Consider the following 12529-nt stretch of genomic DNA (forward strand, 5'->3'; position numbering starts at 1 on the left):
TTCATTTGGTCATTACGTTTCAAAAATTTAGGACCATCAAGTTGATAATCCCTGGAATAAGTAGAGTTTAAATAGTTTAGAGATTTCTTCTTTTTCGAGCGGCTCACGATGCTTTTCCCAGTCAAAAATTAAGGAGATATATAATTTTAAGATTACAAAGGCGGTAATCTCCGGATTGCAGTCTTTGATTTCTCCTTTCTGAACTGCTTCCATGATGATATTTTGAATATAATTCAGGATGGAATCTTCAATTTTGAGCATCACTTCTTGAACTTCGGGAGTTCCTATATCACTTTCTTCTTGAAAAAGCTTAATGTATAGTTGATGTTCTTTTCGAAATTCCAATAATTTAAAAAGGGTGTGATCCACCTTTTCATGAAACGGTAAATCAGAATGCATAAATTGTTCCGCAGCCTCTCTCATTTCCTTTAACAAAGAAGTGATGATTTCATAGAATAATTCTTCTTTGTTTTTGAAAAAAGTATAAATGGTTCCCTTTCCAACATTCGCAAGCTTTGCCACCTGGTCCATGGTTGTTGCTTTGTATCCAAATAAAGAAAAGGATTTAGTAGCCGCATCGATAATTAATTTTCTGCGATCAATTGCCAATGATTTCACCACTTTTCCGAAATGACCAAAATACTGAATCAGTCAATTAGTTCCACAAGGAATAATATAGCACAACCAATTTAGGGAATCAAGGGACTGAAATGTTTTTTTTGAAATAAAAAATCCGCTCCCAAAGGGAGCGTGATTTTTTACATTTCCAAATGCTTTAAAATAACGGTTGCCAAGACATCAATAAATTCAGGTCTTGCATTCGGCATTGGCGGACGGTAATAGCTTGCACCTATTTCTTCTGTTACTGTTTTGCATTCATAATCATTATCATATAGCACTTCCAAATGTTCCGCTACAAACCCAACCGGAATATATACGAAGGCTTTATAGCCTTTTTCCTTATAAAGGTCGCGCGTCAAATCTTGAACATCAGGTCCAAGCCATGGATCCGGTGTATTTCCGGCACTTTGCCAGCCAAGTGCGTATTCCGTAATTCCAGCTTTTTCTGTAATTAATTTTGCTGTTTCTTTCAGTTGCTCAGGATAAGGATCCCCGTATTGGAGAATTTTTTCCGGCAAGCTATGTGCGGAAACAATTAGACAAGCTGAATTTCTTTCTTCTTCACTCATGCTTTGATAAGTATCTTTCACCTTATCAACCCAATACTGAATAAACTTCGGTTCTTTGTACCAGCTTTCTACGGAAGTAATACTTGGTCCTCCAAGTTTTTCAGCAGTAACACTCGCTCTTTCATTATAAGATTTCACACTAAATGTAGAAAAATGAGGAGCCAGTACAAGTGAAACCGCCTCTTCTATTCCATCTTCATGCATTTGTCCGACAGCATCTTCAATAAATGGCTCAATATGTTTTAAACCTATGTATGCTTTAAATTCAACCTCGTCTTGAACTTCATTCAAGCGATTTTGCAAACCGTATGCTTGTTCTTCCGTTATTTTGGCTAGGGGAGAAATACCGCCTATAGCTTCGTAACGGCTTCTTAAGTCTTCTAACATTTCGGGAGATGGCTTTCTGCCATGGCGAATATGTGTATAGTAACGTTCAATATCCTCTTCTTTGTATGGAGTTCCATACGCCATTACAAGAAGCCCCATTTTCTTTTTTGCCATCTTTCTTACCTCATTTCACTTATTTTCTTTGCACTGTATTCATGAATAAAAGCTGTTAAACGTTTAAGTACATCCGGATTCACTTGTGGGAATACCCCATGCCCAAGATTGAAAATATATCCCGGCAGCTCCATTCCTTGGTCCAGAATGCTTTTTACCCTTTCTTCTAATACATCCCAAGGCGCTAATAATACTGTCGGATCTAAATTTCCTTGAACAGCCTTATTTACTCCTTTGGCACGGGCTTCACGGATAGGAAGACGCCAGTCAAGTCCGACAACATCGAGTGGAAGATCATTCCATTCTAATGCCAAATGGCTTGCTCCAACTCCAAACATAATGAGAGGAACATTCTCCTTTCGTAACTCTGAGAAAATTTTTGTCATGACAGGCTTAATAAATGTGCGATAATCTTCGACATTTAAAGCCCCAACCCATGAATCAAATATTTGAATAGCACTAGCTCCCGCTTTAATTTGTGCACGTACATATGTAATGGTCATTTCTGCCAGCTTGTCCATTAGCATAAACCAAGCTTTTGGTTCTGTATACATAAATGCTTTTGTTTTTTTATAATCTTTTGAAGGTCCTCCTTCAATCATATAACTGGACACAGTGAATGGTGCACCTGCAAATCCAATTAGCGGTACTGTTAATTGCTCTTGTGTTAAAAGCTTAATAGTATCCAAAACATATGGAACATCCTCTTCCGGATGAATCTCTCCAAGTTTTTCTACATCGCTGGCGGATCTAATAGGATTATTAATTACTGGTCCAATACCGGACTTAATTTCTACATCTACACCTATTGAAGGAAGCGGTGACATGATATCTTTATAAAGAATCGCTGCATCAACATTGTATTGTTCCACAGGAAGTCTTGTTACATAAGCGCATAGCTCCGGCTGATGGGTAATTTCAAATAAGGAGTATTTCTCCTTTAACGCACGGTATTCAGGCTGTGAACGACCAGCTTGACGCATATACCATACAGGTACATGCTTCGTTTTTTCACCTCTTGCCGCTTTTATGAGAGTATCATTTGTTAATTTAGTCATCTGCAAAATGCCCACCTTTCAAGCAGTACAATCTCTTCTATGTATTCTAACATTATCCGTTTGTAGTCTGTTTTTACTATAGACGTTTTATAACTAAAAGTATAGTAAACCGAAATAATTGTCATAAATTCTTTACTTTTTCGCCGAAAAGTAGATACGCAAAGTTCTAGCATCCAGATGAGTGAAATTAGAACTGCCAATTTCACTTTCATGGGCATCGACTTAGATAAAAGAAACACAGTAATGTAGTTCAGGAGATTATTTTGTCTTTTCGCAGAGAGGATATCCGGAATTCCGTTCTTCGTTAGGTGCTGAAATTTGACAATAAAAACTTAAGCTTTTGTTTATACTTTTTCCCTAAGGGAATGGATATAATATAGGAAAAGCAGGTGAAGGAAATATGATGAGGTGATAACATGAATGTTTATATTACGACTGGAACCTATGATTTTTTAGAAAAAATTAAAACAAAATATCCAAACGAAAATATGATTCTTATGCAGAATGGTCAAAATTCTTTATTATTGCATGAAACAAATGAAAAATCCGTATTTGAGGTACCCCGAAAGTATGAAGTGGTTGATGGATTAGGAGAATTAGTGAATAAAGGATTGGCTGCTTTTAACCATGTGCCTGTAACAGATGAAGGAAGACCAGTCTTTGAATATCGCTATAAAGCAAGAATTCCATCCGTAAAGAAAGTCCCTGGCTTCAAAGCCATTCGGCTTCTGCGTCCATTAAAAGGGGATACTTATGTGGGATTTACCTTGTGGGAAAACGAAAAAGCATATTCGGACTGGAAACGCTCTAAATCATATGAGGAAGCTCAAAAAGCAGATTCCGAAGCAGAATTCAAAAGTATTTTCTCAGGTCCTGCCTATTTTACACAATATAATATTCCTGAGGAGGAGTAACAAAGCTTCCAGATATGATAAAAGAGCCGAATGGGCTCTTATTTTCTTTCCAATATAATATTATTCCGATTTGCATAAATAGCGGCTTGAGTTCGGTCAGATACTCCCAATTTACTTAAAATATTACTGACATGGGTTTTCACTGTTTTTACACCAATGAATAAGAAATCACTAATTTCCTGATTGGTCATGCCATCCCCCAGGCATTTCAGCACTTCTATTTCTCTTTCTGTTAATTCATCATGTGGCAGCTTTGCCGCTCCTCTAAAACGATTCATCATTTTATGAGCCACTTTCGGCTCTATTACAGACTCTCCTCTGATTGCCTTAAAGATGGCTGCCGTAACCTCTTCCGCACGAGAGGTTTTTAATAAATAGCTATGTGCACCCGCTTCGATTGCCGGGAAAACTTGTTCATCATCATAATAGCTTGTGAGAATGATAATTTTACAGTCTGGCAGAAACGATAAAATTTCCTTCGTCGCATCGATACCAGTCCCTTCTTCCATTAGCAAATCCATTAAGATGACTTGTGGCATATGTTTTTTGGCAAGTAATGCCGCTTCTTTTCCAGAGCTTGCCTCTGCTACTAGATCAATTTTTTCTTCCGTTAATAAATAGGAACGAATCCCCAGCCTGACCATTTCATGATCATCCACTATCATTACCTTTACTTTATCCATGACTTTCCCCCTCCCCTACGAAAGGCTCTTTTCTTAAACTTTGTTGTTTCTGTTTTTGTAAAACACAACTTAGAAATGCCTAACGATTTTAAGAAAAAATGCCCGAAACTAAGTCTAATTGGGTATTTAAAACACATTACGAAAGCTATCCCTACAATGGTATCCGAATATTAATATATGTTCCCTCATTTTCTTTTGACCGGATTTGAAAAACCCCTCCCAGTTCCTCACATCGTTCACGCATCGTCTGCAGTCCGTATGAAGTCATAGACTTCCTTTCTAAACTAAATCCATTCCCATTATCACTAATATATAAATGCAAATGGTCCTTCAGCACTTCCAACGTAATTCTAACCTTTGTGGCATGTGCATGCCTTAGAATATTGGAAAGTGCCTCCTGAACAATGCGAAATACATGCTCTTCAATTGCTTTTGACAAATTTTCCAATTCCTTAATCGAACTTTCAATATCAAGATTTGTTTTTTCCTTTAATTCTCTTACCAATTTATAGATTCCCTCTTCTAATGTATCACCTTTTAAATCTATTGGCCGTAAGTGCAGTAGCAGCGCCCTCATTTCCCCTTGAGCCTTGGCAGAAATACCCGCGACTTGCTTTAACATATTTTCAGCTTGGGCAGGATCTTTTGTAACCGTTCTTAGTGCAGCGGAGGATAACATTCCGAGTGCGAATAGCTGTTGGCTTACGGAATCGTGTAAATCTCTTGCTAGTCTTTGCCGCTCTTCCATGACAGCTGCCTGATGCGCTTGATCTACTAACTCTGTCTTCTCATCTGCAAGCCTTTGCAAAGAACGGACTTGATCTTGTATGTACGCCGCAAGCTGGTTCATTTCGTCAAGAATAAGTCCAATTTCATCCTGTTCATAATTTTCAACTCTTGCTGAATATTTACCGCTCCGTAAAATAGAGACAAAGGATAACACATCATCTAATTTTCGCAAAAATAATCTTCCGCTGCGATAACCAAAGTATACGCTTAATATTGCAAATATTAAAAACATAAAGATGGAAAGGAAGAGGATTTTTTTTGTATCGAGTACACTCTCATGATGAACTAATAAGTAAAATTGCAGGCCGACAAAATAGACTAAGCTGCAAATAACGGCCATCGTTAAAAAGTTTTGGATAAACCAAAAACGGATGCTCAAAAACCTTCTCACCATACTCCCCCTTTCCTACACACGATCAATTCTTATATCCCCAATACCAACTTCAATTAAAATATCAATTTTTTTAATGGAATCATGATAATTTGGAGATTCAAATACTAAATGTGGTTTCGTCCCTGAAGAATTCTGTTCAAAAAGACGTATATCCCCCAATGTTACTTTGGTAACAATCCGAACTGGAATATCCTCCGGAATAAGCATTTTCACGTCCCCAATTCGGCTCTTTATCGTAATTTTCGTTTCTTCCTCCGGTATGAAGGCTTTATTGAAATCAAAATAATAATCTCCAGTTAAATTATGCAAATCCATTGATTTCAAGGGCCAATTTTGTGTGTTAAACTCCATATCTCCGATAAGTGTAAAGCTTTTTTTATACTTCTTCTTATATTTGTTTTTGTATTTCTTTATATCTTCTATATCCTTATCGTCAAAATCTGCTTCGATGGAAAATTTAACTTTTTCCTTAAAGAAAATCTTTTTAATGGCCAAATAGATAAAGAAAATTGGCCACAGCTTCCACCAATCTCCATATGTAAAATGAACCATTCCATAATGATTTAACTCTAACAGGGAGCCATATAATAAGAAAAACAAGGAAAGAAAAATAGATCCGGACGATTTCCTGTGGATGCTCTGGATAAAATACAGTATTCCAGCAAAAACAAACAAAATCGGTATAAACATGACAAATAGTTCTTTCATTTCCAAGGAAATGACACCAATATTTATTAGAAGAAGGGCAATCCCTATTACAAGTAATATCGCAGAAAAAATCAAAATACTTCGCCGCCTTTTCAATCTCAATACATAAATTTCGAGAAAAATATGAAAAAATCCTCTATTTCTCTGTACAATTATTATATTCTCTTGTATTTAACCTTTTAAAGGTCCAACCGATATATCTCGTCTCCGTCTGTAGTCGGATATTTCAAGATAGTATGTTGCAGTAAATTCCAATATTTACTTTCATTTACACAAAATAATTCTGTGCCTCCTCTGCACTTAATATGTATCTCAACATATCTTGAATATAGGTAATAGGGCAATCGCCCAATTTACAAGTATCCATTAAGGAGGCGTCACGAATGAATATTGATATATCATCCATCCATTGGATTTACTTGGCTTTCATCGTGCTTATCATCCTTTTTATGATTTTTAAACGCGATACAACCATTGTTTGTATTGCAGGTATTTTTCTCATCGCATTAACCGCTACCGGTTCGCTTACCGCCTCAATTAGCAGTGTTTTTAATAGCTTTATCTATGCCATCACCGAATTACTCTCCATTATTCTCGTCATCTCCATCATTGTCTCTATGAGTAAGAGCCTCATGGAAACTGGAATAAATGACGTAATGATTTATCCATTTACAAAATTAATTAAATCGCCAACTCTTGCCTATTGGATAATTGGGATTGTTATGCTTGTCATATCTTTATTTTTCTGGCCATCTCCCGCCGTTGCATTAATTGGAGCTGTTTTGCTTCCTGTTGCTCTTCGTGTTGGTTTGCCGGCGCTTGGGGTCGCTGTAGCAATGAATTTATTCGGGCACGGGATAGCCTTATCAGGCGATTTTATCATTCAGGGTGCACCGAAGCTTACAGCGGATGGTGCCGGAATACCTGTTTCAGATGTTGTTCATGCAAGTATTCCGCTTGTCGTGATTATGGGTGTCGTAACGACTGTTACAGCTTTTATCCTTTTAAAACGTGATATGAAAAAAGGTATCCTGAAATCCGGCACAACTGTTGGGACAGGTGAGAAAAATGAACTGTTCAATCCAAATTTACTATCCGTATTCTACAGACGCTTCTTTGCTTTTCTAGTTCCTATTCTATTTGCCCTCGATATCATTGCAATGGTTGTCTTTAACCTCCAAGGTGGCGACGCAACAGCACTAGTCGGTGGTACTGCTATCCTCATCCTGCTACTGATCACTGCAGCAGGGCATAAGAAACAGGCATTAGAAAAAACGACCAAATATTTAATAGAAGGCTTGCAATTTGGTTTTAAAGTATTTGGCCCCGTCATTCCCATAGCAGCTTTCTTCTATTTAGGTGATGCCGGTTTTAAAACGATAATCGGTGACTATTTGCCGAAAGCCTCCCAAGGAATCGTCAACGATTTAGGTGGTGCACTAGCCAGTATTGTTCCTTTATCAAAAGAAGTAGGAGCTATCACTTCTACAATTGGCGGGGTAATTACCGGTTTAGATGGTTCAGGATTTTCCGGACTTTCCTTGAATGGATCAATTGCTGCCCTTTTTGGTCATGCTATAGGATCAGGTGTAGCAACCTTAACAGCATTAGGACAGATAACAGCAATCTGGGTTGGCGGCGGAACCATCATTCCTTGGGCGCTCATACCAGCAGCAGCCATCTGTAATGTCGATCCTTTTGATTTAGCAAGGAGGAACCTTTTACCAGTTGTAATTGGATTAGTCGTAACTACCATTGTGGCGATTTTTCTGATTTAACTTAGAAAAGCGCTGGAGCTACACAGACTTTATCCTAGTTAAATAATTTTAGAGATAAAAAAATTTATACTTTCTTTTTACTTTATAAAAAGAGGATTTCCCGAAGGTTTGTACATTTTCAACTCATGGGAAACCTCTTTTTCCATGAATATCTTATCTACATTATATAAGTATTAGAAAATACTTTGAACTTGAAATTTTCGTTTATAGAATATTTTTACTTATACAAAGTGATATAATAGTAGAAATACTTCCAAAAGGGGCTGATAAGTTTGACTACTTTAGAAAACCTTTTTACAAAATTGGATGAATCCTACAATGAAATGGTTGAGATTAGAAGGTACTTGCACCAACATCCTGAATTATCTTTTAAAGAGGTAAATACCGCTAAATACATAGCGAATTTTTATAAGGATTTAGGCATTGAGGTAAGAGAAAATGTTGGAGGAAATGGTGTTGTCGCAAGAATTAAAGGGGCAAAACCAGGCAGCACCGTTGCTTTGCGCGCAGATTTCGATGCCCTCCCCATCCAGGAAGAGAATGAAGTCCCTTATAAATCTTTAGTACCTGGTGTGATGCATGCATGTGGTCATGACGGTCATACTGCTACCCTTCTAGTTTTAGCAAAGGTATTGAACGAATTAAAAGACGACCTTTCAGGAGAATATGTGATGATTCACCAACACGCAGAAGAATATGCTCCCGGTGGCGCGATTTCCATGATTAAGGATGGTTGCTTGGATGGTGTCGATGTAATATTTGGAACTCATTTATGGTCTCCCGTTCCTTATGGTGAAATCACTTATCGTAAGGGACCTATTATGGCTGCAGCAGATCGTTTCGAAATAACCATCCAAGGATTTGGCGGGCACGGAGCACAACCACATAAGACAAAAGATGCGATTGTCATTGCTTCACAATTAGTTTTAAATTTACAGCAAATTGTCAGCCGGAGAGTAAATCCGATTGATTCAGCCGTCGTATCTGTTGGATCCTTTGTTTCCAATAACGCTTTTAATGTGATTGCGGATTCGGCAAAAATCATTGGAACGGTTCGTACATTTAATGAAGAAGTTCGTGACTTTATCGAGAAAGAAATAGAAAAAGTAATTAAAGGTACTTGTTTTGCTTCAGATTGTACGTATGAATATCTTTACGACCGCGGATACCCTGCAGTAGTCAATCACGATAAGGAAACAGACTTTCTGGTTGCCTCTGCGAAACTTGTAAAAGATATTCATTCCATTCAAGAAGCGGAACCGGAAATGGGCGGAGAAGATTTTGCTTATTACTTACAACATGTAAAAGGTACCTTCTTCTTTACTGGAGCGAAACCCGAGGCGACCGAAACACCATATCCGCATCATCATCCTAGATTTGATATTAATGAAAAATCCTTGCTAGTAGCAGCCAAAACACTTGGTTCGGCGGCTTTAAATTATCAACAAACAGAAGATTCTAAAGAAGAAAGTGAAGAATTCGCAGCGAAATAAGCAAAGCTCGGTGCGCCACAGCTTTGCTTACGGATGCGTGAAATTAGCATGTTAAATTTTACTCGGTAAAATTTGAAATATAATTTTACCGAGTGAAAATAGCTTTTCCATTTTCACCTGATGCCCTTATCAAAAAGATGAGGATACGCAGAAATCCGTCAGCCAAAGAGCTGCTTGGGCTCATAAAATTAAATTTGCTGATAGAAAATATTATCTTTAAGATAGCATTCCTTCCTGTCTGAAGAAATCTCCCCGAATATGGGGATTTTTTTATTCTCTTATACATAAAAGAATGATGGATTCATATAATGTAGAAATGGACAAACAGTAGGAAGGAGAATAGCACATGTCATTGCCGATTTGGATTTACTTTGTTATAGCAGGAATTGTAATTAGTGCTTTCATGGCTGTGAAAACAGCAAAAGAGGATCGAGATCAAGAAATGGAATGGATTGAAAAAGAAGGCAAAGAATATATAGATAGAATGCAAGAAGAAAAAGAACGCCGTAAACAAGAAGTGGGATGAGGAATCAAGTCCTCTGACCCACACAAAAAAGGACAAGGTGAAATCCTTGTCCCTTTTTTATGTGTTATTTAGTAGAAGTTCCGGTACTTGATGGATTAGCATTTAATACGTTATCTAATGTACTCTTTAAGTCTTTATCTTCAATTTTCACATTAGCATCTTTAAGTTCCGATTGCATTGCTTTCGCGATTTTTGTATTATCCACTTTTGATGTTTTAATATCTTGCTCAATTTGCTTTTTCATTTTATCATCAAGTGGTGCTTTTTTCTTCTTACCAGTTAATTGAATAATGTGGTAGCCATAATCAGACTTAATCGGCTTACTAATTTCATTTAGTTTTAAAGCATATGCAGCATTTTCAAATGCAGGCACCATTTTACCTGGACCAAACCAGCCAAGATCTCCACCTTTTGATGCTGAACCCGTATCAGTAGAATATTTCTTCGCTAAGTCCTCAAATTTTTGACCTGCTTTAAGCTTTGCTTCAATATCATTCGCCGTTTTTAAGTCTTTAACTAAAATATGACGAGCTTTGATATCTGGTTTTATATTTTTATCGTAATAGTCTTTTATTTCCTTATCTGTAACTTTAACATCTTTTGTAGCAGCTTGTTGTTCAAGAAGTCCTACTTTAATGGTATTTCGGAAATCTTTCTCATCTTTATAACCATATTGTTGAAGAGCGGAATCAAACTGAGCACCAAGTTGATCCTTAGCCTGTTGAACCTGCTTATCTACATCCTTAGAGGAAACTTTATATTTTTTAGATAATACTTTTTCAAAAATAAGTTGTTGCAGAACTTGCTCACCATATTTATCTTTTAAAGCAGTGTAAAGTTCATCTTGAGTAATATTACCAGCCTTTGTTTTTACTACTACATCTTTACCGCTGCCACTATTGCCGCAGGCAGCCAGTCCAACCACACTTGCTGCAAGTGTCAAGGATAGTATCCATTTCTTCATTCAATAACAACTCCCAACTGTATTTATCTTGTGTATACAACTAATAAGGGATTTCGAGCCTATCCCAACCGCTTATACTTATGAAGGAATACGGGCTATAGTACAAATGCATATATTTTGTATACAAGCACAATACAACTTATGATACATTTCATTTCTTAAAATAGAATTAATAGCTCCTCCACTATTTCCCTCATAAAATCTACAAAACATACTATAACACAAATCTTGTCAGAAAAGAAACATATTATCAGAATTCTAATGGAAATCTAATGTTCACTATTTTGCTTTTACAGTGATGTGAACGGTACCAACGCTTTTAAATTAGAGTTTCATACTAATAATAGGCATTTGTTCTACACCAAATAGTCAAATGCACATAACATAAAGGGAAAGAAAAAAAGGAGGTATTCAAATATGAACTTTGCAGGTGGCGGTTTCGCTTTAATTGTCGTGCTTTTTATCCTGCTAATCATTGTAGGGGCAGCTTTCCTTTGTTAGAAAAAGCCGTCAATAAGACGAATGCCTTAACGATATGAAATAAGAAATATAAAAAAAGATCAATTTAGAGGAGGTGTTATACAATGACCGGAGGCGCATACGGAGCTGGTTTTGCATTGCTGGTAGTATTATTTATTCTGCTCATCATTATCGGTGCATCTTGGGTGTATTAATAAGTAAGCAGAAGCACATTATCATCGACGTACGGACTGAGGGGCTTCATGCTGTGTTAAAGAAAACATAGCAAGGTAATTCGCTGCTGATGTTAACTTATCGTAGGAAGGAGACCCGGAAGTCCGCTAGTCGATAGGCGCTGGAGCTAAGTCAAAGAAAAACTCATTGAATATTTATTGGAATTTGTTATTTTTATTATTAATTTAAAAGGGTCAGGCATTCAAGCCTGACTTTTTTATGTACAAAAGGTTATTATCCCCAAGAAAAAAGGAAATGTATATGTTTTTAGTCACCATTTTCAAGCGGTGTATTTATGCAGTAATAATTTCTACATATGAAGATACCAGCAATATAGTTATGAGAATATTAATCGTCATAAAAACTTTCGGCTGACGGTCTTCTGGAATTTCCTTTTGAATACAAAGAGAATTGGTCAAGCTATTAAAGGAATACAGAATAAAAACAGCAAAAATAATAAAAATGGAGATCATCCATAACCCCTCCCCATATCTCCTATAAATTAGGATATCAAAAGTTTATCAAAAAAGATAGATGAAAATGCTCTTATCGAAGAACGGAAAATGATTTATGATAGGCTTATGTGCAGTTCTTGCACTATATTCATCATATGAAGCAATATTACTCTTATTAATTTTTTTAATTATCAAAACAATAAAACAAAACAAATATTAGTTGTAAAATATACTTGAAATGTATATATTTTTTTGGTTAAGATGTAACATATTAAGAAGGAAACGCTATGATCTTAGGCGACGAATTTCGTATTCTTCGATGCATACTTCGGGAAACAGAGAGTCGATTTCCGCTTTATCGTAAGATGAGAGCAATCCCCTAG

The 12529-nt window shown here is 36.7% G+C and carries 14 protein-coding genes; 6 read left to right on the forward strand and 8 right to left on the reverse strand.

The window, feature by feature from the left end; translation table 11 throughout:
• Positions 1–36: 36 nt before the first annotated feature.
• From AN964_RS17160 to hemE, 3 genes are all read right to left on the reverse strand, one after another.
• Positions 37–609: a TetR/AcrR family transcriptional regulator gene (locus AN964_RS17160; RefSeq protein WP_055740856.1), complete on the reverse strand. Its 573-nt coding sequence runs from the start codon at positions 607–609 to the stop codon at positions 37–39.
• A gap of 149 nt (positions 610–758) precedes the next feature.
• A complete protein-coding gene (hemH, locus tag AN964_RS17165; RefSeq protein WP_055740857.1) occupies positions 759–1691 on the reverse strand; it encodes a ferrochelatase in 933 nt (310 codons plus the stop codon).
• 5 nt (positions 1692–1696) lie between these two features.
• Complete coding sequence (gene hemE / locus AN964_RS17170) at positions 1697–2749, reverse strand: uroporphyrinogen decarboxylase (RefSeq protein WP_055740858.1); 1053 nt, start codon at positions 2747–2749, stop codon at positions 1697–1699.
• Positions 2750–3165: 416 nt separating this feature from the next.
• On the opposite strand from hemE, the gene AN964_RS17175 reads away from it, so the two are divergent.
• Positions 3166–3663 carry an antibiotic biosynthesis monooxygenase family protein gene (locus AN964_RS17175; RefSeq protein WP_055740859.1) on the forward strand — a complete coding sequence of 166 codons (498 nt, stop codon included), beginning with the start codon at positions 3166–3168 and terminating at the stop codon, positions 3661–3663.
• A gap of 38 nt (positions 3664–3701) precedes the next feature.
• On the opposite strand, the gene AN964_RS17180 is transcribed toward AN964_RS17175, so the two are convergent.
• The 3 genes from AN964_RS17180 to liaF all read right to left on the reverse strand — a co-directional run bounded on the left by AN964_RS17180 (position 3702) and on the right by liaF (position 6312).
• Positions 3702–4346 carry a response regulator gene (locus AN964_RS17180; protein ID WP_055740860.1) on the reverse strand — a complete coding sequence of 215 codons (645 nt, stop codon included), beginning with the start codon at positions 4344–4346 and terminating at the stop codon, positions 3702–3704.
• A 151-nt stretch (positions 4347–4497) separates the two neighbouring features.
• A complete protein-coding gene (locus AN964_RS17185) occupies positions 4498–5529 on the reverse strand; it encodes a sensor histidine kinase (protein ID WP_055740861.1) in 1032 nt (343 codons plus the stop codon).
• Positions 5530–5541: 12 nt separating this feature from the next.
• Positions 5542–6312, reverse strand: a complete 771-nt coding sequence (gene liaF / locus AN964_RS17190; protein WP_055740862.1) for a cell wall-active antibiotics response protein LiaF — start codon at positions 6310–6312, stop codon at positions 5542–5544.
• A gap of 308 nt (positions 6313–6620) precedes the next feature.
• Here liaF and AN964_RS17195 point away from each other — a divergent pair, with 308 nt between their 5' ends.
• The 3 genes from AN964_RS17195 (at position 6621) to AN964_RS17205 (ending at position 10034) form a co-directional block, all read left to right on the forward strand.
• Positions 6621–8015 carry a hypothetical protein gene (locus tag AN964_RS17195; RefSeq protein ID WP_055740863.1) on the forward strand — a complete coding sequence of 465 codons (1395 nt, stop codon included), beginning with the start codon at positions 6621–6623 and terminating at the stop codon, positions 8013–8015.
• Between the two features lie 323 nt (positions 8016–8338).
• Positions 8339–9508, forward strand: coding sequence for a M20 family metallopeptidase (locus AN964_RS17200; protein ID WP_055741279.1), 1170 nt, complete (start codon positions 8339–8341; stop codon positions 9506–9508).
• Between the two features lie 346 nt (positions 9509–9854).
• Positions 9855–10034: a sporulation YhaL family protein gene (locus tag AN964_RS17205; RefSeq protein ID WP_055740864.1), complete on the forward strand. Its 180-nt coding sequence runs from the start codon at positions 9855–9857 to the stop codon at positions 10032–10034.
• Between the two features lie 64 nt (positions 10035–10098).
• On the opposite strand, the gene AN964_RS17210 is transcribed toward AN964_RS17205, so the two are convergent.
• Positions 10099–10998, reverse strand: coding sequence for a peptidylprolyl isomerase (locus tag AN964_RS17210; protein ID WP_055740865.1), 900 nt, complete (start codon positions 10996–10998; stop codon positions 10099–10101).
• A 417-nt stretch (positions 10999–11415) separates the two neighbouring features.
• On the opposite strand from AN964_RS17210, the gene AN964_RS25705 reads away from it, so the two are divergent.
• Positions 11416–11499, forward strand: a complete 84-nt coding sequence (locus AN964_RS25705) for a YjcZ family sporulation protein (protein WP_083489390.1) — start codon at positions 11416–11418, stop codon at positions 11497–11499.
• Between the two features lie 83 nt (positions 11500–11582).
• Positions 11583–11672 (forward strand): YjcZ family sporulation protein, encoded by a 90-nt coding sequence (locus AN964_RS17215; protein ID WP_055740866.1) that lies wholly within the window; start codon positions 11583–11585, stop codon positions 11670–11672.
• Positions 11673–11984: 312 nt separating this feature from the next.
• On the opposite strand, the gene AN964_RS17220 is transcribed toward AN964_RS17215, so the two are convergent.
• Positions 11985–12164 (reverse strand): hypothetical protein, encoded by a 180-nt coding sequence (locus tag AN964_RS17220; RefSeq protein WP_055740867.1) that lies wholly within the window; start codon positions 12162–12164, stop codon positions 11985–11987.
• Positions 12165–12529 lie beyond the last annotated feature (365 nt).

The organism is Heyndrickxia shackletonii, from assembly GCF_001420715.1.
GTDB classification, from domain to species: domain Bacteria; phylum Bacillota; class Bacilli; order Bacillales; family Bacillaceae_C; genus Margalitia; species Margalitia shackletonii.